Raw genomic sequence first — 23,449 nt, 5'->3', positions numbered from 1 at the left:
ATGGCCCGCAACGATTATAATAAACCCCATTTCTTTTTAAACTCTTCCGCCAGTTCTCACGAATTTACATCACCTTCCAGAGGTGGTGGCTCCTCAGTAGAAATCCCTGCAAAAAACAGAGCTACGCACAGTAGTAAACTACGTCAGGACATTCAAAGTGTTGCGAGTGATTTTTCGTCATTAAAACAAGGCATACCGATATCTACTCTCGAAATGGGAGTTGGTATTCAAGTTGAATTTGAAAGCTTTCCAGATGTTGAAATTGCGGTGCAAAGTCTCGCAAACGATCCGCAAGGAATTTTATTACACAATATTAAAACTGTAGAGCAAGATGGTCAGCAAACCACAATTGCTACGGCTTTTGTACCTGAAGGTAAATTGAGCTTCTATCAGAAGAAGCTCAATGACTATGAGGAGTATAAAACAAAGCAAAATGGCGATTCTGCTGATCATCAGAAGCTAATTGATTCTATAAAATCCATTCGTAGCGCTACATTTTCGGCCATTTGGGCAGACGATGACAGTCTCCTTCCAGAAGACAAAGAGGCTGAAGTTTGGTGGGAAGTATGGTTAGCGACACCAAGAAAAAGCCGCCAGACTCATAATCACTATCAAGAAATAATTTCAGATTTTTCCCAACTGGCGAGTATTGCTGAAATAGAGATATCGGACCATAAACTACGATTCCCTGAACATACCGTTATTCAGATAAAGGCGAGTCAAAGGAAGCTGGAAGACAACGTTAAGCTGCTTTTCCGAGTCTCAGAAATGCGCTATCCAAAAGTTACCGCTGATTTCTTTGATGCTATGGAGCCCTGTGAGCAAATAGGTTGGTCAGACGAGTTACTTCAACGGCTAAACCATTCCCACTCAGATAATTCTCCGTACGTTTGCATAATTGACTCTGGAGTCAATGTAGAGCATCCATTGTTGGCTCCATTTGCTAACTTAAGCGATCAAAGAACAATTACGGATGATAGTGATCCCACTGATACTATGGGGCATGGTACTGGGATGGCAGGGCTTGCGATGTGGGGAGATTTAACCGATTCGCTAAGTTCAACAGATATAGCAACGGTAAAACACAGGCTAGAGTCAGTAAAAACCATGAGGTTTGATGGCGATAATGCTGGCAAATCGTTAGGGGTAATTACTCAGAACGCAGTATCAGAAGTGGAATTTCATAACCCAGAGCGCTCAAGAACGTACTCTATGTCTTTATCGTCGGGCAAAGGAACAGATCGTGGAAGGCCATCTTCTTGGTCAAGTGCCATGGATACTTTAGCAGTAGATTATCTTGGTGAAGGGGAAATGCCACGGCTGTTTACGGTTTGTGCTGGTAATGTCGAACCTGTAGGCAATATCGAGTATCCGACAGTTAATTATTTAAATGATGTCCATGATCCAGCTCAGGCTTGGAATGTGCTAACAGTTGGAGCATATACTGAAAAAGATAGCCTTTCTGAGTCAAGCGATTACCAACCTGTAGCTCCTTCTGGTGGTCTGTCTCCATATACGACGACGTCTTTAGAGTGGGACAGAAGAAATACGCCGATAAAGCCTGAAGTTGTATTCGAAGGTGGTAACGTTGGTCGTGATGAATCTGGTTGTGCGGGTATGCAAGATTTGCAGTTGCTCACAACATATAGTGATTTTTCACAGAGACATTTTCAATGTTCGAATGCGACAAGTGCAGCAACGGCACTAGCAGCGCGATTTACTGCTCAAATAAAATCTCAGTACAGCGATCTTTGGCCTGAAACCGTAAGGGCGCTGACGGTTCACTCGGCTGACTGGACTGATGAAATGTATTCGCTAATTTCTGCTCACCGTAGTGACCGGAATATCAGAAAAGCTGATATGGCCAAACTGGTTCGTAAGGTTGGCTTTGGTGTTCCTAATTTGCCAAAGGCGTTGAATAGCGCGAATAATTCTCTCTCGCTAGTTATCCAAGATGAACTTCAACCCTTTATGAAGCCCACTGGAAAGGACACCAGAACTAAGGATATGCATTTACATGATCTGCCGTGGCCAGTAGAAGAATTATTGAATATTGGTGAAGCAGATGTGGAGTTAACGGTTACTCTCTCTTACTTCATTGAACCCAATCCATCAAGTCGCAGTACTCTAAATAAATACAGCTATGCAAGCCACCAGCTAAGATTTGATGTTAAACATCAAGATGAATCTGATGCAGAGTTTATGAGACGTATTAACGCTGCTGCGGAGGGGGAACGAGCAGGATCTCCGGGTGATAGCAATTGGCTGTTGGGAGCGACACAACGCCACAGAGGCTCCTTACATAAGGATATCTGGAGAGGTAGTGCCGCAGACTTAGCTGCTAGAGGAAAGATTGCTGTATATCCAGCAAGTGGATGGTGGAAGACGCGTAAAGCTCATGAGCGCTATGACTCTAAAGCGAGATATGCGCTAGTTGTTTCTCTATCGGTTCCTGAAGTTGAAGTGGACTTATATAGTGAAGTTTATGCGAAGGTTGCAACTCAAATAGCTACCGAAAATTTAGTTGAGGTTTAGTTACGTAGTTTCAGTTATATCAAGGGCCTATACGGGCCCTTTTTCTATTTCTAGAGTTGCTACTATTCAACGTAATTTACTCTAGAGTCTGTTGTTAGAAAGTGTAATTCTATGGATAGGCGGTTAATTTCATTTGATATGGCCGCTATTTTTTCAATCTTGGACTTTGTATTATTGACTTTTTCCGCAGTAAGTTTTTTCTGGTACAAAGGACAAAGCTCAGGCCTTGCTTTTAGTTTTCTAAATCGAGTCCTAAATGTATTGTAATTGATATTATTTTCTATAGCGTATTTTTCTAAAGTTAATTTTGGATTCTCTGTAGCAAGTAATAGATATGATCTAACGTGCTTAATCCAAAACTCAGTGCGTTCATGTCTTTTTATTGTTTTTATGCCACTAGTTGTTGGTGTTAATTTGTTGTTCTTCCATCTTTTAATGTATCTTTTTGCAGTGGCGTAATTTAAACCAAATAATTCGCAGTACTTTATCACTGTTAGTTTTTGGGTGGATTTTGAAAGTTCCCAAAATTTTTCTTGATGTTTTTTATAGTCTATTTTCATTTTCTTATGAACTCTTCAGGATTAAATTGATTCAAATGGTTAAAAGGAAAGGTTTTTTTAACGTTTAATTTGTTTGCATATTTTTTTTGTTGTTCATCCAAGCATTCAATTTCCGTATAAAATTAGGCTCCTTCCATGGTAAATTTTGATTTTTCAGCCATGTATTAACTCTGGCCTGCTGGACCTTAGTTAAACGGCGGGAAAACATGGGTAACATTATCATTCCTTGAAAAGCATGGAATCTCAGGTGAGGAGCATTAGTGTCTTGATAATAACGATCTAGGGCCGTTTGGATAATGGCTAGAGCGTATGGTTCGGCAAACTCTGCTATCCGGTATTTGGCATATTCTAGCTGGATATGAGATTGAGCTACTATTTGGTGGACTTTTTCCCAGTTGATGTCTTGCTCGGACATTAAATGATGGAGCATAGAATAAGCAGTATGAGCTTTCATAAGATAGTCATTGTTAGCTTTGATGCTTGCTAGCTCCACTGGAAACGACTTTTTGGCATTATGGCGAGCTACAATTTTACCGTTTTCTGTGACTGGACCAGTAGAGTTACCTCCGTGTAACTTACAACGGGCATTACGTAAGTTTCCCTTACGTTTACACGGGGAACCATTACGGTTTTTTGCACCGCATTGAGGGAGAGTTTGAAGGTTGAATCGTTGAGCCATTTTCTTTATTCCAATAGTTTTGCAACTGCGAAATGCGCATGAGTAAGGATCGCTTGTATCGTCTTGGTTGCTATTTTGTGTTCGGTTCATGGGGTTCGTTTTTAGTTATCAGAAACGTGTATGTTAAGACACTCTTTTGTTCCGTCGTAATTGGCTTGTACCGAAGCTATTCGTATACTTGTCGAAGTCCTTTGTGTCTCTCTTAGCAAAATAACTGAGCCTCATACGGGCGGCATTTAGCTCTCGTTCTCCTTTATAGCTTTCAATGCGGTAGATTCGGTTTTTGACTGAGTATGTATAGTTTCCATCACTTTGGTTTTGCCAGATATCATGAGCAATTTGTTTGACGTTTCCACTGCGACAGCATTTATGACCGTTCAGCATGACCGCAAGGTGATAATGTTGTGCTGGTGCGCCATTGTGTTCTCTTACCCAAAGATAGCCAATTCGGCTTGCGTATTCTGACTTGAGTCTCTTTTGGAACTTAACTAGAAATTTAGTGATTACTTGATTGTCTTCTGTAAATTGTTGTTGATGTAGCTGAAGAAAGATCACAGTTACTTTCGAGTAATAGGTCATTAGGTTGTCTAGTTGTGTGAATCCTTTTTGTAAGATCTCTTTTTTAATACCTGTTGAGCGGTAAAAGATAAGTTGCGGCGTGTCGTAATGAATGTAATACGCTAACCATTTTTTTGATTCATGAAGGATAATCTGCGACATACATTATTATTAACCTGCCTACTTAAATGGTGATGGTTTGCTTGGAGTCCTTATCAGATAAGTCTTTAATAGATATAACCAAAGCTAGCTAAGCGCACATTAAGATTGATTTCTGTGTCAAATGCGTTCAAAAGAGAACAAAAGGAAAGGGCTTTAAGCCCTTTCTTTTAGCGACTGTTTTCTGTGACCCAATTATCAATGGCGGTAGAAAGCCAGCCTTTTATATATCCCGATGGACAGTAAAGCGGTTTGGGTAGTGATTGACTTTTGTTCATTCGATATATCGTAGATGGTGAGACACCAAGCATTTTGGCTAGTTGTTTCTTTTTAATAATGGTTATTTGGCCATGCTTTGTCATATGGCGTGTGTAATCGAAGTGTTTACGTTCCATTTTATGCCTCAGCTGTTGGTTGGTTATCAATCCATTCCATTAATTCTGAAAGTTTCCAACCAACGGAGCGGTTACCTAGCTTGATCCGTTTGGGGAATAGCCCTTGCTTTTCAAGTTTCCATGCTTGAGTACGAGAAATGGTGGTAATGGCTTTACGTTCTGGTTCTCGAACGAACCGGTTGATGTATGCTGGTTGAGTCATCATTTTTTTCCTGATGTTCCGTTATGATTCTGGAGGTAATGATGGCGAAGAAAGGTGATTAAAAAAATTCCCCCTATCTAGATAAGGGGGTATTAAAAGAAGGAAGTTAAAGCTGGTGTTCTAATTTATTGCTGCTTAATCCATATGTTTTTCAGTTGGTTAGCGTCAATCCTTGAGCCCCTTCCATTTGTTAAACTTTTTTCTGGGAAAGCACCACGTTCTTTTAATCTGCTTCTTACTGTCTCAAATGTGTAGGTTATTCTGCCTTCTGTTTGCATTAACTCACACGCAGCTCTACAGAATGTGCTTGCTTTGACATTATGATTTGCCATATCCCCATAAAAGCTAATGGCAAGCTGGTGGATGTAGTACAGTGATTCTTCTTCTTTAGCACATCTAGCAATAACACCTGATTTTTGTGACATTTTATTGTCGATAGCTGTTTTAACTAATGGTGATAATTGCCTGCTTTTATCATGTCTACCGACATAAACACCTATCAGTAACAATATTGTTGCTACTTCATGAGTGATTGTAGGGCTTCCTTGCTGATATAAGGCATTGATATACTTGGATATTGCGCGGAGATCCTGAGACTCGGTATTTGATAACTGCTTGATGTCATTGGCTTCGATTTTATTTAATCGTTGTTCAACCAACTCTAATAGTGCGTATAGAGGGCTTGTTTCAGTAATCTGCGATTCAGTAGCTAGTTCTATGAATTTAGGTAAAAGTTTAACTGCAATATCGGGTTGTTCTATATCGCATAAAACGCTTGCTTCCGGAAAAATGTCAGTGTCCATATCATGTTCTCACTTGAATTTTTTTGATGGCGCGTGAATCAAAGGTTTCAATGTCTTGGCAAGTAGCTCAAGAGCCTCTCGCCGTTCATCAAGATAATCATGGCGATTGTAGATACCTTCCACACCTTTCACCTTGTGGTTTAGGCAGCGTTCTGCGACATGCCCCTGAACGCCTAAACGTGCGAGTAAGCTACGGCAGGTTCTTCGAAAATCGTGAATAGTAAAGTGCTCGATACCAGCCTCCTCAAGGTAATTAGGGTAGGGCTGCTTCTTGCTATCAACTTTTTTCCCAAATATTTTGGCTAACGCATGGTTTAACGTGTCATCAGAAATATAGGCTCTACGTTTACTTGCCCTACGAGCAGGGAACACATATTCAGAACCACAAGCGCGTGTATGTAACTCTTCCAGCCATTTAATTGTGATTTCTGGTAGTGGAATGGTAATTGCTACGCGAGTTTTGTTTTCTTCGAGCATATGCCATAAGCGATTAGTAATATCGAACTGCTCCCACTTTGCAGAGATAAGCTCACCTTTGCGCACACCCAGAGTGAGTAATAAGCAGCAAGCGAGGTAGTTTTCTCGCGTGAAGATGTCATTGTGCTTTCTGAAAACTTCAAAAGTTGCTCCAATCTCTTCAAACGTCAACGCACGAGCTCGTCCTTCTTGTACGCCACCAGCATCGGTTTGGGTAAAAGCTTGCGCTGGGTTGTAAGTAATAAGATTAAGCTTTACAGCGTGTCTGAAAAGCTGCTTTGCATACATTAACGTTTGGTTTGCCGTAGTCGGCCTTCCACTTACTAGAATACGTTGAATGATGTCGCGAACGTCTCTTGGGTTTACGTCTTTTATAGCAAGCTCACCGATATGGCTTTTCATCTCTTTACGATAGAGTCGTTTAGGAATTTGGGGATGCTTGAGGCGCTTGTTGAGGTCGTTTTCACACCAATCTGTAAATAGGTCGTTTACGGTACGGATAGCAACTTGCTGTTCACGTTTTCGCTGGGCTTTGGGGTCTATACCAACTTTTACGTTTGAACGTATTTCTAGCGCTAATTGTTTAGCTTCTGAAATTGAGCACTGTGGGTAGGCCTTCGGTAAGGCTATTTGAGAACGCTTGCCTCCTAGCGAATATTTCACAACCCATGAGGGTTTACTTCTAGCTATTCGGAAATACAAACCACTATCAACGGTTTGCATTACAGGTTCCCCTTTTCTGAGAAGGGCATCAAGTTGTTTGTTGTTCATAGCTTAAAATGATGACACAGTTTTATTTTTAGTTGGGAAAGATGATGACAAAAATATGTGTCATCATACGTGTCATCACTTTATCATGAACTATACGAAACAAGCTAGAACCCATAAAAACCAATAAAGCCCCATATTACAGGGGCTTTGAGGTGGTTCGATTTGAGTGGAATCTTATGGAAACATCATTCAATATTTTGGATCTGCTCGCGCATCTGCTCAATCAATACCTTGAGCTCTACTGCTGAGGCGGTGATATCAGTGTTAATTGACTTTGAGGCCAGGGTGTTCGATTCGCGGTTGAACTCCTGCATCATGAAATCAAGGCGGCGGCCACATGCGCCACCTTTTTTCATGATCTTCTGGGTTTCTTTGACGTGCGAGTCCAGACGGTCCAGTTCTTCGGCAACATCGCTCTTTTGTGCCATCAGGATCAGTTCCTGCTCAATGCGGCCTGCATCCAGTTCAACTTTGGCTTCTTCAAAGCGGGTCGTCAGGCGCTCGCGCTGCCAGTTGATGATTTCCGGCATTTGCTGGCGAACCTTCGCCGCTTCAACAGCAATCGCTTCCAGACGCTGCTCGATCAGGGCTTTCATGTTTTCGCCTTCGCTTGCACGTGCGGCAATGAAGTCTTTGACGGTTTCATCGAAGCCTTCGAGCAGAGCTTGGTTGATGGCATCCAGATCTTGTTCTGGTGCTTCCATCACGCCCGGCCAGTTCAGTACCTGAAATGGACCAACACTACCTTCGCCGGCAGTTTCTTTGACCCACTGAGCCGCTTTGATGACTTGCTTGGCCAGCTCTTCGTTGATGCGAAGGTCGTTGCTGGTTGCTGCATTGGCTTCAAAGCGCAGGTTACATTCCACCTTACCGCGGGCAAGGCGCTTGCGGAAACGCTCGCGAAGAACCGGTTCCAGGCTGCGGAATTGCTCTGGCAAACGCAGGTAGGTTTCCAGGTAACGCTGATTGACGGAACGGATTTCCCAAACGGCAGTGCCCCAGTCGCCTTTAACTTCACGACGGGCATAGGCGGTCATGCTATGAATCATTGGCTGATGGCCCTTAAATAAAAGTGGATTGCAGCTACGTATCAGGCTTACTGACCAGTAGCGGCAGGAAGCGTAATAAATAACAGTATGGACGTAGCTGCGACAATGCGGTGATTATACGCACCATTGACTATAAAAGAAATCTAGTGCGCCGGGCTGTGTTTTCATGGTGTTGTATACATGGCCTGCGTGTTCTGGCTATAATCGCCGGTTAATATCAGCCAGCCAAAGGTAACACCGATGCGCCCAAGCGGAAGAAATGTCAATCAAGTACGTCCTATTACTATTACCCGTAACTTTACAGCTCATGCTGAAGGTTCAGTGCTGGTCGAGTTTGGTGATACCAAAGTGATTTGTACCGCCAGTGTTGAAGAAAATGTACCGCGCTGGCTGAAAGGCAAAGGGCAGGGTTGGGTTACGGCTGAATACGGGATGCTGCCTCGTGCGACCCATTCGCGTAACCGCCGTGAAGCTGCGAGCGGTAAGCAAGGAGGCCGTACGATGGAAATCCAACGCCTGATCGCTCGTAGCCTGCGTGCAGCTGTTGATCTGGAAGTGCTGGGTGAGCAAATGATCACCGTTGACTGTGATGTTATCCAGGCTGACGGCGGCACACGTACTGCTTCTATTACCGGTGCGATGGTAGCCCTGGTTGATGCAATCAACTATATGATGGCCAACGGCATGCTAAAACAAAGCCCGTTGAAAGGGATGGTAGCCGCGGTGTCGGTTGGTATCTATAAAGGTGAGGCCATCTGCGACCTTGAGTATGTTGAAGATTCGGCTGCCGAAACGGACATGAATGTGGTGATGACCGAAGAAGGCAAGATGATCGAGATTCAGGGGACGGCAGAGGGCGAAGCCTTCAGCCATGAAGAATTGCTGGCGATGCTGGCCCTGGCGAAAGAGGGCATTGCCGACATTATCAACGTCCAGAAGCAGGCGTTGGAAAGTTAATTATTGAGCGACTCTATTGAGTCGCTTTTTTTTGTCTAAATTTTGGTGATGTAGTCAATTAGCAAGGTTTGGAGCATGTGTAACAGCACTAATATCGAAGATAAAGGAGAAACCATGAAAGCATATCAGCGTCAGTTCATCGAATTCGCCCTAGAAAAAGGCGTACTGAAGTTTGGTGAGTTTACTCTGAAATCCGGCCGTAAGAGTCCGTACTTTTTCAATGCGGGCCTGTTTAACTCGGGTCGTGATTTGGCACGCCTAGGCCGTTTTTACGCTGAAGCTTTGGTGGATGCAGGCATTGAATATGATGTGCTGTTTGGTCCGGCGTATAAAGGGATCCCAATTGCAACAACTACAGCCGTTGCTTTGGCAGACCATCATGGTGTTGATACTCCATACTGTTTCAACCGTAAGGAAGCCAAGGACCACGGTGAGGGCGGCAATTTGGTTGGTAGTGCACTGGAAGGCCGCATTATGCTGGTTGATGATGTGATCACCGCCGGTACAGCAATTCGCGAGTCGATGGAACTTATCAAGGCAAATGGCGCAGATCTGGCCGGTGTACTGGTAGCGATTGACCGCCAGGAGAAAGGCAAGGGTGAGCTATCGGCAATTCAGGAAGTTGAGCGCGATTTTGGCTGTGCAGTGATTTCCATTGTGTCGCTGGATGATGTGGTGAGCTACCTGGCAGAGCAGGACGGCATGGTAGCGCATCTGGAAGCGGTGAAAGCCTATCGTGCGCAGTACGGCGTTTAAGAGGCTTTTCACTAGAGGTTAGGGGAAAGCTGTCTTCTTCGCCCACAAATCAAAAAAGCGAGAGGTATATGCTTCTCGCTTTTTTATTTTGTAACTTGCGGCCTGGGCTGCTTTTAGCCTAGCTGCGCACTCAGTAGCTGCCAGTATTCGTCGAAGCTGTCGGTCGGCTTGTACTTGAAGTTAGAGCGAACGAAGCGGTTCAGGCTACCTTCTACTTGGCCCAGAAGTTGGGCGGCCAGGATATTTTCATCAACCGGGAAGCCTTTGCCTTCGCGCAGTTTGCGTTCGCGCAGGATTTGGCGTAGCTGGGCTTCGATACGTTCGAACAGCTGGTTGATACGAGCCTGCAGGCGGTCTTGTTCAAACATCAGGGCATGACCTGTCATGATGCGGCTCAGGCCCGGGTTACGTTCGGCAAAGCCCAGGATCAGCTGAAGTACCATACGAAGTCGGTTCAGGGTGTCTTTCTCATCATCCAGGATACGGTTGATACGAGTGGTGATTGCGTCTTCGATGAACTCAATCAGCCCCTCGAACATACGTGCCTTGCTTGGAAAGTGGCGGTACAGGGCGGCCTCGGACACTCCAACCTGTGCTGCCAGCTTGGCTGTGGTAATACGCTGGCTGCCTTGGGCAGATTCCAGCATTTGTGCCAGCGCTTGCAAAATTTCTTCGCGGCGATTGTTCTTTTTGTTGCCTGCCATGAATAACCGTTCCTTTTCGAAATGAGGCTGTCACCGGACAGCTTGAAACCCGCATATCTTAGCGATGCAGCTGCGCTGTGAAAAGCTCTGGCTTTAGATACTGATCTATTTATCGACAAAAAAAGCCCAACCTGAAGGGCTGGGCTTTATATTTGATCTCGTTCGCTTAACTCGCCAACACTGATCTATCCAGACTGGTACTAGCTACGGCCAGAGTGACCGAAGCCGCCTTCACCACGGTCGCTGGCATCAAAATCAGACACGATATTGAAGTCAGCTTGTACCACAGGAACAAATACCAGCTGGGCAATGCGGTCGCCCGGTTCGATATTAAAGGTGCTGTGTCCACGGTTCCAAACCGATACCATTAGCTGACCCTGGTAATCTGAGTCGATAAGGCCGACCAGGTTACCCAGTACGATGCCGTGCTTGTGGCCCAGGCCTGAGCGCGGCAGGATAGTTGCTGCCAGGCTAGGATCGCCAATGTGGATTGCCAGGCCTGTTGGTATCAGGTGGGTTTGGCCTGGTTCAACAGTTAGCGCGTCATCCAGACAAGCACGTAGATCCAGACCCGCAGAACCTTCAGTTGCATAGGCTGGAAGCGGGAACTCGTTACCAACACGTGGGTCGAGGATTTTCAGATCAATTTTTTTCATGCTTGTTCTCTTTATAAAGTGCAATGATTTCACTGATTAGTTGCTGGCCAAGCTCGTGCTTCGAGCACAGCGGCAGTACTTTGTCGCCAGCAGGCCAGAACAGGTGCAGGGCATTGCTGTCGCTGTTGAAGCCCTGTCCTTGCTGTGAAACATCATTGGCACAGATAAGGTCTAGGTTTTTGCGGCTCAGTTTGCCGCGGGCATATTGTTCCACATCCTGGGTTTCAGCTGCAAACCCGACAGTGAACGGGCGTTGTTTGGTAAGTCCGGCAACGCTGGCAACTATATCCGGATTTTTGACCAGTCGCAGTACCATTTCATCTTCGCCGGATTTTTTCTTCATCTTCTGGTCGGCCACTTCAGCCGGACGAAAGTCAGCTACTGCTGCGCAGGAGATAAAAATATCGTGGCTGGTGGCTGCATCCATGGCAGCCTGATGCATCTGTTCGGCACTGGCGGTATCAATACGTTTGACGCCGGCCGGGGTGGCCAGGTTGACCGGACCGCTGATCAGAGTCACATCGACACCGCGTTTGGCGGCGGCTTCAGCAATGGCATAACCCATCTTGCCTGAGCTGTGATTGGTCAGGTAGCGAACCGGATCAATCGCTTCCCTGGTCGGTCCGGCAGTGACCGCAATTTTGAGACCGGTGAGATCGGCTGGCAGGAAAAAGGATTCGGTGCGGTGAACCAGTTCCATCGGATCAAGCATGCGTCCCGGGCCGATATCTCCGCAGGCCTGCTCACCGCTATCAGGCCCCCAGATATGGAAATCTCGGCGTTTCAGGGTCGCAATATTCTCTTGTGTGGCGATGTTGCTGTACATCTGTTGGTTCATGGCTGGCGAGACAACGATCGGAGAGTCAGTAGCCAGGCATAGGGTGGTTAGCAAGTCATTGCCCATCCCTGCGCTGATGCGGGCAATCAGATCGGCGGTGGCTGGCGCCAGCAGCACCATGTCTGCCCATTTGGCGAGTTCAATGTGGCCCATTGAGGCTTCGGCTGCCGGATCGAAAAGACTGTCAGATACCGGGTGACCCGAGACCGCCTGCATGGTCAGGGGGGTAATAAATTCCTGGGCGGCTTTGGTCATCACCACCCGAACTTCAGCACCGCGTTCAATCAGACGACGTGTCAGCTCGGCACACTTATAAGCTGCAATCCCGCCGCTGATCCCAAGAAGTATTTTTTTTCCTGCCAGTGTTTGCATTGTTCTGCCTGTCTCTCTGAACCTGTGAATTCCGGCAACAAGATAGCACCAAAAAACAGGACATTCATCGGTTGAGATCAAGGCGCACGCACAGAGAAGAGCAAATTTTCACCATTAACGTATTGTTGAGATAATATTTTTACAGAAGGAATGAAACCTTGAGTGGGTAGATGCGGGCGCTCGTAAGACAGTTTCGGGTGTAATGTAATTGTTCATAAATATTGAGAAGGCTTTCCCATAAGCAATTGACCGGGCTTGCCCGGGATACCGTAACACCCTCTTCTGTAGCGAGTGACAAAAGGGGAGCGCATGTCTTTAAAACTTTTACCTTTAGCCTCCCGTCCTCGGGAAAAGCTGTTATCCCACGGGCCGGATGCCCTGACTGATGCTGAGCTGTTGGCTATTTTTTTGCGTACCGGGATTGCCGGGATGAATGCGTTGGAGCTGGCGACCTACCTGTTGGAGGAGTTTGGCTCGTTGCGGACCTTGCTGGCAGCTAATAAAGATGATTTTTGTCGCCATAAAGGGTTGGGGCCGGCAAAATATGCTTTGTTACAAGCAGTTATGGCGATGAGTGAGCGGCATTTTGTTGAGACGCTGAAAAAAGAAGATGCCCTGACCAGCTCTGAGCATACGCGTCGTTATCTTAGTCAGGTGCTGCGTGATCGCCATCGCGAAGCGTTTTATGTTTTGTTTCTGGACAACCAGCACAGAGTGCTGACTGGAGAAGTACTTTTTGAGGGAACTATCGACTCTGCAAGCGTTTATCCGCGGGAAGTTGTAAAAAGATCACTGGAACTTAATGCAGCCGCACTCATTTTAGCGCATAATCACCCGTCAGGCGTCGCAGAGCCGAGTCAGGCAGACCGTCGAATTACACGAAGGATCAGCGATGCGCTGGCCTTGGTCGATATTCGTATCCTGGATCATTTTATTGTTGGTGACGGAGAAATAGTTTCTTTTACCGAACGGGGTTGGCTATAAAATAGTCAAAATTCGCTTAAAAAGATGAGAAAGGATCTGCTCGGGACTTGAGCAACTGGTTTTGACTTAGTATAATGCGCGACCTTTGATAGCTGTGGTTATATGTAAAAAGTTTTTTTGCATTGAATCAACCACGGTAGATATCGAGCTGAAACGATTTGGAGAAGACAGTAATGTCCCGAGTATGCCAAGTAACTGGTAAGCGTCCTGTAACGGGTAACAACCGTTCACACGCACGTAATGCCACCAAGCGTCGTTTTCTGCCGAACCTGCAAACTCATCGTTTCTGGGTAGAAAGCGAAAAACGCTTCGTTAAACTACGCCTTTCTGCGAAAGGTATGCGTATCATTGATAAGAAAGGTATTGATGCCGTTCTTTCTGATATGCGTGCTCGCGGCGAGAACGTTTAAGAGGATTTGAACAATGGCTAAAGGCATTCGTGAGAAGATCCGTCTAGTATCATCTGCTGGTACAGGCCACTTCTACACTACCGACAAAAACAAGCGTAACATGCCAGGCAAATTCGAGATCAAGAAATTTGATCCTGTAGTTCGCAAGCACGTTATGTACAAAGAAGCTAAAATCAAGTAATTGGTTTTCGCAGTTCTTTGATAAAAACCCGGCATCTCGCTGGGTTTTTTTATACCTGTTATTCAGCGTTATCTGAATTTACTCCATGTTTTCTCTTGTCTGGCCTCATTGTTTTATTGTTATGATTCATAGTGAAGCTTGATATAGCAAACTGAACAATGATCTGCTCCACTCTGGACGGCAGTGACGTTCTGGATGATAAGCTAGATTATTCTTCAATTTGGTTTATTACGGGGAAAGGAACATCATGGGGATCAAACTATCACGCCGGGGCTGGAATAATGTCATCATTATTGCGGTCATTCTTTTTATCGCATTAGTGCAGTTCCCGGACTTGATCCGAGAGCGACTCAAACCGGAAAGCACCCCGGTCTCTCCATCCGCCTCGCAATCCCTCTTGCCTGAACAGGCGGTGATTACCCGTCTTTACCTTCCTGGCCACACCCTTATCCAACAAGGTAGTTTATGGATTGCCGAGCCAGCAACGGAGAAGTCACCTCAGATTATTGTTGAAAACTGGCAGTCGATTGCCGGGACGGTGGTGGATGAGGCGATGATGACTCAGTTGAAACCGCAGCTAGGAACGCCCAGAACCGTCGAAATTTGGTTGCAATCGGTTGAAGAGCCTGTACGGGTAACGGTCTATCAATTACCGCAGTTCTGGCTGCTGAAAGGCTGGCAAGGGGTGTGGCTGGCGATTTCTGTCGATGAGTCATACCTGTTTCCCCTTTGATTGCGACTAACGGAAGAAATCATGCCTGAGTTACCTGAAGTTGAAGTAAGCCGAATGGGGATCTCGCCTCATGTTGTGGGGCAGACGGTAGTGAGTATCACTGTCAGGAATCCGCGGTTACGCTGGCCGATTCCGAAAGAGATCCGACAGATTGAGGGGCAGGTGGTTCGCCGGGTTAGCCGGCGGGCCAAATACTTGTTGTTGGAAACGGATGCCGGTACAGCCATTGTTCACCTGGGAATGTCTGGGAGTTTACGTGTTCTGCCTGCAACTGTGCCGCCAGAGAAGCATGACCACGTCGATCTGCTGCTCGCGAGCGGAGAGCTGCTGCGCTATAACGATCCCCGACGCTTTGGAGCTTGGTTGTGGCAGTTGGCTGACGAACAGCATACGGTACTGGGCAAGCTTGGTCCCGAACCGCTTGGTGATACTTTTACAGCTGATTACTTGTTTGATAAAGCCAAGGGTAAGCGTACCGCTATCAAGCAGTTCATTATGGACAACCAGGTGGTCGTTGGGGTAGGGAATATCTATGCCAATGAGTCGCTGTTCAGTGCTGGTATTCACCCGAAGCGGGCGGCTGGCAATATTTCCCTGTCGCGATTGGCGGTGTTGGTGGATGAGATTAAGGCGGTATTAGCATTTGCTATCGAGCAGGGCGGCACTACCTTAAAAGATTTTAAAAATGCCGATGGCAAGCCGGGGTATTTTGCTCAGGAGTTGCAAGTTTACGGAAAAGGCGGTGAGCCGTGTCCACGCTGTGACAAGCCTCTGAATGAGGTAAAAATCGGTCAACGGGCAACTGTGTATTGCAGCAGTTGCCAGACATAGGATTAGCTTTGCTTAACCTGGGGCTCAGGATAATTAACCGTGTTTATAATGTAGATATGTATCGCCTCTGGGTATGGAGTGCTATGATCCGGGCGTTATTGAATCATTCGCAATGGGCCTAAGGTGGCACATTTGCTGGGGTTGTAAAGAGTATTATGAAATATCTAGTTACCGGTGCAGCCGGTTTTATTGGTAGTGCTGTTACCGAGCGCTTGTGCGCGCAGGGCCATGATGTGGTTGGTATTGATAACCTTAATGACTACTACGATGTAGCCCTGAAACAGGCTCGCTTGGAGCGAATGGCCAACCCTGCATTTACATTTATCAAGATGGATTTGGCTGACAGGGAAGGGATTGCCAACCTGTTTGCTGAGCAAAGATTTGACCGGGTGATCCATTTAGGAGCTCAGGCCGGGGTACGCTATTCCATTGATAACCCGATGGCCTATGCTGATAGCAACCTGGTTGGGCACCTGACGATTCTGGAAGGTTGCCGGCATCATAAAATTCAGCACCTGGTTTATGCTTCGTCAAGCTCGGTTTACGGCCTGAACCAGAAAATGCCATTTGATACGGCTGACAGTGTCGATCATCCGATTTCACTGTATGCGGCAACGAAAAAATCGAATGAGCTGATGGCGCACACTTATTCCCACTTGTACGGTGTTCCGACAACCGGTTTGCGTTTCTTTACCGTATATGGCCCGTGGGGACGTCCTGATATGGCACTGTTCAAGTTCACCAAGAAGATTGTGAATGGCGAGCAGATTGATGTCTACAACAATGGTGATATGCGTCGTGACTTCACTTATATCGACGATATTGTTGAAGGCATTATTCGTATTCAGGATGTGATTCCAGAGAAAACGGCAGACTGGACTGTTGAAACCGGCACCCCGGCAACTAGCTCGGCTCCATACCGTGTCTACAATATTGGCCATGGTAGTCCGGTTAAGCTGATGGAGTTTATTGAAGCAATGGAAGAGGCGTTGGGCATTGAAGCGAAGAAGAACTTCATGCCGATGCAGCCGGGTGATGTATATGCGACCTATGCCGATACCGAAGATTTGTTTAAAGCCACAGGCTACAAGCCGGAAGTGAAGGTTAAGGAAGGCGTGAAAGCTTTTGTTGATTGGTATCGCGAATTTTACCAGTGCTAATTGCTGATTGTTGAAAATAAAAAAGGAGGCGAATGCCTCCTTTTTTTTGTTCACTTAGTTGTGCAGCTTTTTCATCAGGGCATCGGTTACATACGGGTCGACGAACTGGCTGACGTCCCCTTTGTGCAGCGCGACTTCCTTGACGATGGTCGAAGAGATAAATGAGTTTTCTTCTGCCGGGGTCAGGAAAACCGTTTCCAGCTCTGGCATCAGGCGGCGGTTCATGTTGGCAAGCTGAAACTCGTACTCGAAATCTGAGACCGCACGCAGGCCCCGAACCAGAACGTTGGCCTGATATTCTTTGGCGAAATCAACCAGCAGTCCGGAAAAACCAACAATTTCAACGTTATCAAGGTGTTTGGTGATGGTTTTGGCTAGCTCTACCCGTTCTTCCAGGCCAAACAGCGGTTTTTTGCTTGGGCTGAAGGCAATGCCGACAACCACGTGGTCGAACATGGCGGCAGCACGTTCAATGAGGTCAAGGTGGCCGTTGGTGATGGGATCAAAAGTACCGGGATAGATAACGCGGGTTGTCATAATTAATACCAATAATAGTGATGTTCTTGAGCTTCAGCGAATTATGATACAAGCATATCGAGTGTAGATTTCACTCCGTCTACGTCAATATCTTTCATGATCTCGCTGCCTTTGACGCGGGTTCCCCATGGCAGTTCGCCAACCGGTTTACCATGTTGCTGCTCGGCATGCTGGTTGTAGACGCTCGCTACATAGTCAAGGCTGTTGTAAGGGCCGGTTCGTTTTGGGTTACTGTGGGCATACAGGCCAATCACCGGGGTGCCTTGTGTCGTTGCCAGGTGTGCCGGCCCGGTATCCGGAGCCAGAACTACACTGGCCTGGCCTAGCAGAGCCGTGAGCTGTTTCAGGCTGGTCTGGCCGATTAGGTTTTCAACAGGTTGCTTGCAGAGGCCTTCAATGGCTTTGCCCAGTTCAATTTCGCGCGGGGCAGGCGAGCCGCACAGGATCACATTCATGCCTTTGCTGCTGGCATAATCAGCCAGTTCGGCATAGTACTCAGTCAGCCAGTTTCGCTCATCTTTGCTGGCAGCCGGTGAAATAACCAGTGTTGGTTTGCTGCCGGTGTATTGTTTGGCAAAGCTGATGTCTTGCTCTGCCAGCGGGATATTCCACTCGGGACTCGCAAAAGGTACGCCGAGGTATTTGGCGAATTCGGCAAAGTTATCGAGTACATGGAAGGCATCGGTGTTTGGCAGGTGCTTGTTGGTAAACAGCCACTGTCCTTCTTTGGTGCGGTTGCGGCTAAATCCGATTTTATATTTGGCTTTGATACCCAGAGACAGGACGCTGGCACGCAGGGCGGCCTGCATATGGAGCAGGGCGTCGAAGCGTTGCCCTTTTAGGGCTGACCATACTGCTCTCATACCGGCAAGACCGGCTTTTTTATCAAAGACGACGACTTTTATGCCAGGCAGGTCGCCAACCAGCTGGGCCTCTATTTTCCCTGTAATCCAGGTAATTTCTGTTTGTGGCCAGTGTTTCTGGATGGCCTGGACGACGGCAATGGCGTGGCAGACATCACCGATGGCAGATAACCTAAGAATACATAACGATTGTGGCGGAGTAGAAAATAGCGCCATTGCTTATACCCAGTAATGATTTGAAGATGGAATTATGCAGTTCAGGTAAGTGATTGTAAAATACTCTGTCACATCCAGCCTTGGAGTTTTATACGTGCAAGAAATCATATCCGGCAACCAGCGTATCTGGTTTGACCCTGAGTTATTACCTGAGCAGGCTGATGCTTGTTTTAACCCTGGTTATTGGCAGCAGTCTGATCGGGTGATTGGCTCGGCCCAAGGCCGGGGTACAACCTGGTTTGTTCGTGGTGAGACGTTGGATATGGCGCTGCGGCATTACCGTCGTGGCGGATTGTTTGGCAAGCTGGTGGAAGATTCGTATTGGTTCATCGGGTGGTCTAAGACCCGCTGCGCTGAAGAAATTGCGTTGCTGGATAAGTTGGTGCGGGGGGGGGTACGTGTACCCCGTCCGGTTGCTGCTCGGGCGATCCGTAAAGGGCTGCTTTATAGTGCCGATCTTTTGGTAGAAAAGATTGCGGACGCCAGAGATTTGGTCGGGATACTGCAACAAGAGGAACTCGCGGAATCAGTCTGGAAGGCGGTTGGAAGAATGGTGCGCAAGATGCACGATCTCCAAGTGTGCCATACCGATCTCAACAGCCATAATATCCTGCTCGATAGTCAGCAGCAGGTCTGGCTGATTGATTTTGATAAATGCTACGAGCAGGCTGGTGAGTCCTGGAAGGCGAAGAACCTGGCCCGCCTGCGCCGCTCTTTTGTTAAGGAGCAGGGCAAGCGGGGGATCCGTTTTAGCGAGCAATGTTGGCAGGCATTGCTGGATGGTTACGGGAAAGCGTAATTTTTTAGCGGGCGAGCTGCTGGCTGAGAGCCGACAGGGTTTTCTCAACGGCTCCCTGATTTTGTTTGACTACGGTCAGTGCGGCCGTACCCATTTTTTGTCGTTGTTCAGGGTTATCAATAAGCTGAATTAGCATCTGTGCCAGAGATTCAGAACCGTCGCAGACCCATACCGCATCGGCAGCCGTCAGCTGTTGGGTAATATCGGTAAAGTTGTAATAGCTTGGCCCTGTGATAGTCGGTTTGCCCAGAGCTGCTGGCTCCAGCATGTTGTGACCGCCGACGGCATTGCCGATCAGACTCCCGCCCATGAAGGTGATGTCTGCAGCTCCCTGGAAAATCAACATCTCGCCCATGGTATCGGCCAGGTAGATCTGGGTATCAGGGGTAATGACCTCACCTTGGGTCCGGCGGACGCAGTTGAATTCGCTGTCGAGGCAGAGCTTTTCAACCTGGTTAAACCGTTCTGGATGGCGTGGCACCAAAATTAGCAAGCTGTCCGGGAAAGATTGTTGAACCTGGCTGAATGCGCTTAGAACCTGCTCATCTTCACCCTTATGTGTGCTAGCTGCTACCCAGATAGGGCGCTGCTCACCAAGATCTAGGCGAAGTTCGGCGGCTTTTTTGAACACGTGGTCAGAGATCTGGATATCAAATTTAATTGAGCCGGTTACGCTGACGTTGCTGGCCGGGATGCCAAGGGAAATAAAGCGATCGGCATCGTCTTGGTGCAGGCATAACAAGTGGTCGATATGTTTTGTGAGGATATTGAACAGTGGTTTGAACCTGCGGTAGCGGTCGGCTGAACGGGCCGAAAGGCGCGCATTCATAACGATCACCGGAATACCAGAATTGTGGACAGTGGTGAGGGTATTCGGCCACAGTTCCGTTTCCATTATCAGCATTGCAGCAGGCTGAATAGTTTTAAGGAAGCCTTTAACGCACCAGCTAAAATCAATCGGCATGTAGCGGTGTTCTACCAAGTCGCCTAGTTTGGCGATCTGCTCGGCCCCGGTACTGGTGGTGGTGGTGACGATGATTTGCTGCTCGGGATGCTGAGCTTTTAATGCTTTGATGACCGGGACAGCCGCGATCGATTCGCCAACTGAGACGGCATGGATCCAGATTGGACGTGTGTTTTCATTTGTGACTGCGAGAGCGGGAGTATATCCGAAATGTTCTTTCCAGCGTGGGCCGAAAGCTGGCTTTCCCTCTTTTTTCTTATATAGGCCATACAGTAGTAGTGGGGCCGCTAAACTAAGCAGTAAGGTGTATAACCAGCGAAAGATCATGTTGTTTCGTCCTGTGTATCGGCTGTCAGTTTGCAGACGAGAGTGTAAACGATGTCGGTAAGGGTTTGCGATTTTTTACCAAGCTTTTGTTGTGAAAGCATAGCTCAGGGGGATTTTCTGGTATTATTGAGCGCTTGAATATGGTCTTAAATTGCTTTCAATCTGCGCAGAAGCATCGTTGAAAAATCAGCCTGGAACTCACAATGCAACCAAATGGTAATGTTATGAACAAGAACTCTTTATACCGTTTCTTGTTTTATGTTGAGCAAAACTATTCCTTTTCTATTCTTCGGCCGCTACAGCAATACGCAAAGTCGTTGGGGCATGAAGTGAAATGGTTGCTTGTCGGCAAGGATGTTTCAAAGCAATTTTTGCTGCCGGGCGAAGAGATGCTAGAGAGCGTGGATGCAGCGGTAACCTATCATCCTGATGCTGTGTTTGCACCGGGAGATCGGATTCCAGGCTTTATTCCAGGCTTGAAGGTTCAGGTTTTTCATGGCCTGAATGAAAGCAAGCGTGGCAATTTGTATCCGGAGCGCGGCCTGTTTGATCTCTATTGTACCGAAGGGCATGAGCGTACAGGTACCTTACTACCACTGGCTCAGCAGCGTGGCTATTTTAAGGTGGTTGAAACTGGCTGGATCAAGCTTGATAGTCTGTTTAGCTATGTACATGATGAGTCGTATAGCCGGCCGCAAATTGCATTTTCCTCAACATTTTCCGCTAGCTTGTCTTGTGCCGAGCTGGTCTATGACCAAATTAAAATGTTGAGTCAGCAAGGTAACTGGCAGTGGCTGGTAACGCTGCACCCTAAGATGGCACCGGAAACGGTGGCGAAATACCGGGCACTTGAGAATGAAAACCTGATGTTTTTTGATAATGATCGGGTGATCGAGTTATTGCATCGCGCCGATGTGATGGTGTGTGATAATTCGTCAATCTTTCAAGAATTCTTGTTGCTGGGCAAACCTGTGGTGACGGTAAATAACCGTGAGGTGCAACCGAGCTTTATTAATATCACCCAACCAGAGGCATTGGCCGGTGCGATTGAGCATGGATTAAACCCCGACGCAGAGCTGCTGGAGCGCATTGCCCAGTATGGCCCTGCAATCACGCCGTATCTGGATGGCAAGTCGGTACCTCGGGTTCTGGCTGCGGTCACTGAAATGCTGCAGCAGGGCTGGCAGGATCGCAAACCGAAGAATGTATGGCGCAATCTAAAAATGAGAAAGTCGCTTGGCTATTGGAAATGGTAACTTCATGCGAAAACATACCCTATCTGTAATACTCATCACCAAAAATGAAGCTGACCGGGTCGAAGGCTGTTTGCAGTCTGTTGCTGCGGTCGCTGATGAAATTATCGTGCTTGATAGCGGCTCTACGGACGACACGGTCGAAATCTGCCGCCGCTATACTGATAATGTCACCATCACTGACTGGCCGGGCTTTGGCAAGCAGAAGCAGCGAGCACTGGACAAGGCAACCTGTGACTGGGTGCTGTCGATTGATGCCGATGAAGCGCTTGATGCTGACATGCAAAAGGCCTTGGTGTCACTGCTTGAGCAAGACACGATTGAAGATACTGCTTATCGTTTGCCATGGGGTGTAACCCTTTATGGTAAGACGTTGAAGCATGGCCGTAGCGCTCGTTCAGTATTGCGTCTGTTCCAGCGTGATGGTTCCCGCTATACCCTGGATGAAGTCCATGAAACTGTAATTCCTGCTACAGGCAGTACCGGAGTTATGAAGGGGCTTTTGCTGCACTATACACACCGGGATTACGGTCATGGTCTGGATAAGGCCGCACAATATGCCTGGCTGGGCGCGCAGAAGTATCACCGCAAGGGCAAGAAGTCCCATGGCTTGTTCTTGGCATTGTTACGGGCTATCTGGACCTTCTTCCACATTTATGTGATCCGCCGTGGATTTCTGGACGGTAGCGTGGGTTTCATTATCGCGATGACTTATGCTCAGGTGAATTTCAACAAATATGTCGGGCTATGGCTGCTGGAGCAGGAAAAATAGATAAATAGATGAAATTAGAATACTGTCGTTCTGAAACATATAATTTTGGAGATGATCTGAACTCTTGGTTATGGCCGAAGTTGTTAGGTGACAAAATTGACGAATGCTCAGATACATATTTTCTGGGTATTGGGACTATTTTAACCAAGAAGCGGATTAACGAGAATCTGAAAGATGCCAGGAAAATTGTAATTTTTTCTTCCGGTGGATGGGATGAAGATCTTCCTCGGCTTGATGAACGTTGTCAGGTTTTTGGGGTGCGTGGACCGAGGACGGCTGAAAAATTAGGAGTTGCTCCTGAATTGGCGGTTGGGGATGGGGCTTATTTATTGCGTAAAGTCACTTTGCCGCAAGCTGAAAAGAAGTCTGGTATTGGTTTTATTCCTCACCATAGAAGTGAAGACTTTATCGATTGGCAGTCGGTTTGTGATAAGGCTGGATTAAAGTTCATTTCAGCGAAACAGCCAGTAGATGACTTTCTTGTTGCATTACAAGGTTGTGAAAAAGTAGTTACTGAAGCGATGCATGGTGCCATTGTGGCAGATGCTCTGCGTATTCCTTGGGTTGCGGCGAAGTTCTCTCCGGCATTTAATGAAGGAAAGTGGTATGACTTTACTGAATCTATGGCTATTTCATTAACGTTTGAATCACTGCCATTTATGGCACAATTCAAAATGGGTTTTGGAAAGGTTTTTGAAAACGCGACGAAAAAATGGTTAAGTAAAATTTTCTCATGCCCACGTAAGTGGTCACGGTTGCCTGTTTATTTCACAATAGCATCTCAGTCTGATTTAGATAATTTAAGTAAGGCGTTATGTGAAATATCTGGTAATAATTCTGGAGTGCTGAGCGGTGACGAGCATGTTGAATTGGTTACTGAGAGGCAATATCAGATTGTTCAGGATATAATTAAGCATTGTGATTGATAGGAGTGGGAGAATTATCCCT

General features: G+C 46.9%; 27 protein-coding genes. 13 read left to right on the top strand and 14 right to left on the bottom strand.

Translation table 11 applies throughout. The features are described from left to right. Nucleotides 1–2,535: a S8 family peptidase gene (locus Q0852_RS08720; RefSeq protein WP_299017154.1), complete on the top strand. Its 2,535-nt coding sequence runs from the start codon at nt 1–3 to the stop codon at nt 2,533–2,535. Nucleotides 2,536–2,597: 62 nt separating this feature from the next. Here Q0852_RS08720 and Q0852_RS08715 read toward each other — a convergent pair whose 3' ends face one another. The 8 genes from Q0852_RS08715 to Q0852_RS08685 all read right to left on the bottom strand — a co-directional run bounded on the left by Q0852_RS08715 (nt 2,598) and on the right by Q0852_RS08685 (nt 8,188). Further along, a complete protein-coding gene (locus tag Q0852_RS08715; RefSeq protein WP_299017151.1) occupies nt 2,598–3,095 on the bottom strand; it encodes a hypothetical protein in 498 nt (165 codons plus the stop codon). Between the two features lie 64 nt (nt 3,096–3,159). After that, nucleotides 3,160–3,774 carry an HGGxSTG domain-containing protein gene (locus Q0852_RS08710; protein WP_299017148.1) on the bottom strand — a complete coding sequence of 205 codons (615 nt, stop codon included), beginning with the start codon at nt 3,772–3,774 and terminating at the stop codon, nt 3,160–3,162. 123 nt (nt 3,775–3,897) lie between these two features. Further along, complete coding sequence (locus Q0852_RS08705; protein ID WP_299017145.1) at nt 3,898–4,494, bottom strand: inovirus-type Gp2 protein; 597 nt, start codon at nt 4,492–4,494, stop codon at nt 3,898–3,900. A gap of 167 nt (nt 4,495–4,661) precedes the next feature. Further along, nucleotides 4,662–4,853 carry a helix-turn-helix transcriptional regulator gene (locus Q0852_RS23965; protein WP_367278124.1) on the bottom strand — a complete coding sequence of 64 codons (192 nt, stop codon included), beginning with the start codon at nt 4,851–4,853 and terminating at the stop codon, nt 4,662–4,664. A 34-nt stretch (nt 4,854–4,887) separates the two neighbouring features. Beyond that, complete coding sequence (locus Q0852_RS08700) at nt 4,888–5,091, bottom strand: AlpA family transcriptional regulator (RefSeq protein WP_299017141.1); 204 nt, start codon at nt 5,089–5,091, stop codon at nt 4,888–4,890. Nucleotides 5,092–5,213: 122 nt separating this feature from the next. Further along, nucleotides 5,214–5,891 (bottom strand): hypothetical protein, encoded by a 678-nt coding sequence (locus Q0852_RS08695; protein WP_299017138.1) that lies wholly within the window; start codon nt 5,889–5,891, stop codon nt 5,214–5,216. A gap of 9 nt (nt 5,892–5,900) precedes the next feature. After that, the gene (locus tag Q0852_RS08690; RefSeq protein WP_367278121.1) at nt 5,901–7,091 is read right to left on the bottom strand and encodes a tyrosine-type recombinase/integrase; all 1,191 of its coding nucleotides are present in this window, start codon (nt 7,089–7,091) and stop codon (nt 5,901–5,903) included. Between the two features lie 233 nt (nt 7,092–7,324). After that, the gene (locus Q0852_RS08685) at nt 7,325–8,188 is read right to left on the bottom strand and encodes a YicC/YloC family endoribonuclease (protein WP_299017132.1); all 864 of its coding nucleotides are present in this window, start codon (nt 8,186–8,188) and stop codon (nt 7,325–7,327) included. 240 nt (nt 8,189–8,428) lie between these two features. Here Q0852_RS08685 and rph point away from each other — a divergent pair, with 240 nt between their 5' ends. Continuing rightward, nucleotides 8,429–9,145 (top strand): ribonuclease PH, encoded by a 717-nt coding sequence (rph, locus tag Q0852_RS08680; protein ID WP_299017129.1) that lies wholly within the window; start codon nt 8,429–8,431, stop codon nt 9,143–9,145. A 114-nt stretch (nt 9,146–9,259) separates the two neighbouring features. Continuing rightward, on the top strand, nt 9,260–9,901 hold the full coding sequence (gene pyrE / locus Q0852_RS08675; protein WP_299017126.1) for an orotate phosphoribosyltransferase: 642 nt from the start codon (nt 9,260–9,262) through the stop codon (nt 9,899–9,901). A 113-nt stretch (nt 9,902–10,014) separates the two neighbouring features. Here pyrE and slmA read toward each other — a convergent pair whose 3' ends face one another. The 3 genes from slmA to coaBC form a co-directional block, all read right to left on the bottom strand. Beyond that, nucleotides 10,015–10,605, bottom strand: coding sequence for a nucleoid occlusion factor SlmA (gene slmA / locus Q0852_RS08670; RefSeq protein WP_299017123.1), 591 nt, complete (start codon nt 10,603–10,605; stop codon nt 10,015–10,017). Between the two features lie 200 nt (nt 10,606–10,805). Next, on the bottom strand, nt 10,806–11,261 hold the full coding sequence (gene dut, locus Q0852_RS08665; protein ID WP_299017120.1) for a dUTP diphosphatase: 456 nt from the start codon (nt 11,259–11,261) through the stop codon (nt 10,806–10,808). After that, complete coding sequence (coaBC, locus tag Q0852_RS08660) at nt 11,248–12,471, bottom strand: bifunctional phosphopantothenoylcysteine decarboxylase/phosphopantothenate--cysteine ligase CoaBC (RefSeq protein ID WP_299017117.1); 1,224 nt, start codon at nt 12,469–12,471, stop codon at nt 11,248–11,250. The genes dut and coaBC overlap by 14 nt, the downstream gene beginning before the upstream one ends. A 309-nt stretch (nt 12,472–12,780) precedes the next feature. On the opposite strand from coaBC, the gene radC reads away from it, so the two are divergent. From radC to Q0852_RS08630, 6 genes are all read left to right on the top strand, one after another. Beyond that, nucleotides 12,781–13,455 (top strand): DNA repair protein RadC, encoded by a 675-nt coding sequence (radC, locus tag Q0852_RS08655; RefSeq protein WP_299017115.1) that lies wholly within the window; start codon nt 12,781–12,783, stop codon nt 13,453–13,455. A gap of 173 nt (nt 13,456–13,628) precedes the next feature. After that, nucleotides 13,629–13,865, top strand: a complete 237-nt coding sequence (gene rpmB / locus Q0852_RS08650) for a 50S ribosomal protein L28 (RefSeq protein WP_047875542.1) — start codon at nt 13,629–13,631, stop codon at nt 13,863–13,865. 13 nt (nt 13,866–13,878) lie between these two features. Next, the gene (gene rpmG, locus Q0852_RS08645; RefSeq protein ID WP_004405486.1) at nt 13,879–14,046 is read left to right on the top strand and encodes a 50S ribosomal protein L33; all 168 of its coding nucleotides are present in this window, start codon (nt 13,879–13,881) and stop codon (nt 14,044–14,046) included. Nucleotides 14,047–14,293: 247 nt separating this feature from the next. Then, a complete protein-coding gene (locus Q0852_RS08640) occupies nt 14,294–14,779 on the top strand; it encodes a hypothetical protein (protein WP_299017051.1) in 486 nt (161 codons plus the stop codon). Nucleotides 14,780–14,800: 21 nt separating this feature from the next. Beyond that, nucleotides 14,801–15,610, top strand: coding sequence for a bifunctional DNA-formamidopyrimidine glycosylase/DNA-(apurinic or apyrimidinic site) lyase (gene mutM, locus Q0852_RS08635; protein WP_299017048.1), 810 nt, complete (start codon nt 14,801–14,803; stop codon nt 15,608–15,610). Between the two features lie 155 nt (nt 15,611–15,765). Further along, complete coding sequence (locus Q0852_RS08630; protein ID WP_299017045.1) at nt 15,766–16,770, top strand: NAD-dependent epimerase; 1,005 nt, start codon at nt 15,766–15,768, stop codon at nt 16,768–16,770. 54 nt (nt 16,771–16,824) lie between these two features. Here the strand turns inward: Q0852_RS08630 and coaD are convergent, their stop codons facing one another. Both coaD and Q0852_RS08620 read right to left on the bottom strand, forming a co-directional pair. Continuing rightward, nucleotides 16,825–17,307, bottom strand: coding sequence for a pantetheine-phosphate adenylyltransferase (gene coaD, locus Q0852_RS08625; RefSeq protein WP_299017043.1), 483 nt, complete (start codon nt 17,305–17,307; stop codon nt 16,825–16,827). A 41-nt stretch (nt 17,308–17,348) separates the two neighbouring features. Then, complete coding sequence (locus Q0852_RS08620; protein ID WP_299017040.1) at nt 17,349–18,386, bottom strand: glycosyltransferase family 9 protein; 1,038 nt, start codon at nt 18,384–18,386, stop codon at nt 17,349–17,351. 94 nt (nt 18,387–18,480) lie between these two features. On the opposite strand from Q0852_RS08620, the gene Q0852_RS08615 reads away from it, so the two are divergent. Then, nucleotides 18,481–19,185 carry a 3-deoxy-D-manno-octulosonic acid kinase gene (locus tag Q0852_RS08615; RefSeq protein ID WP_299017037.1) on the top strand — a complete coding sequence of 235 codons (705 nt, stop codon included), beginning with the start codon at nt 18,481–18,483 and terminating at the stop codon, nt 19,183–19,185. 4 nt (nt 19,186–19,189) lie between these two features. Here Q0852_RS08615 and waaA read toward each other — a convergent pair whose 3' ends face one another. Further along, nucleotides 19,190–20,476 (bottom strand): lipid IV(A) 3-deoxy-D-manno-octulosonic acid transferase, encoded by a 1,287-nt coding sequence (waaA, locus tag Q0852_RS08610; RefSeq protein WP_299017034.1) that lies wholly within the window; start codon nt 20,474–20,476, stop codon nt 19,190–19,192. Nucleotides 20,477–20,700: 224 nt separating this feature from the next. Between waaA and Q0852_RS08605 the strand changes: the two genes are divergently transcribed. The 3 genes from Q0852_RS08605 to Q0852_RS08595 are packed head-to-tail and all read left to right on the top strand — an operon-like array spanning nt 20,701 to nt 23,427. Then, complete coding sequence (locus Q0852_RS08605; RefSeq protein WP_299017031.1) at nt 20,701–21,732, top strand: CDP-glycerol glycerophosphotransferase family protein; 1,032 nt, start codon at nt 20,701–20,703, stop codon at nt 21,730–21,732. A 4-nt stretch (nt 21,733–21,736) separates the two neighbouring features. Continuing rightward, nucleotides 21,737–22,501: a glycosyltransferase family 2 protein gene (locus tag Q0852_RS08600; protein ID WP_299017028.1), complete on the top strand. Its 765-nt coding sequence runs from the start codon at nt 21,737–21,739 to the stop codon at nt 22,499–22,501. Between the two features lie 8 nt (nt 22,502–22,509). After that, nucleotides 22,510–23,427 (top strand): polysaccharide pyruvyl transferase family protein, encoded by a 918-nt coding sequence (locus Q0852_RS08595; protein WP_299017026.1) that lies wholly within the window; start codon nt 22,510–22,512, stop codon nt 23,425–23,427. Nucleotides 23,428–23,449 lie beyond the last annotated feature (22 nt).

Source organism: uncultured Photobacterium sp. (assembly GCF_947502415.1).
Classification (GTDB): Bacteria; Pseudomonadota; Gammaproteobacteria; order Enterobacterales; family Vibrionaceae; genus Photobacterium.
This window is presented reverse-complemented; position numbering and strand designations above follow the sequence as displayed.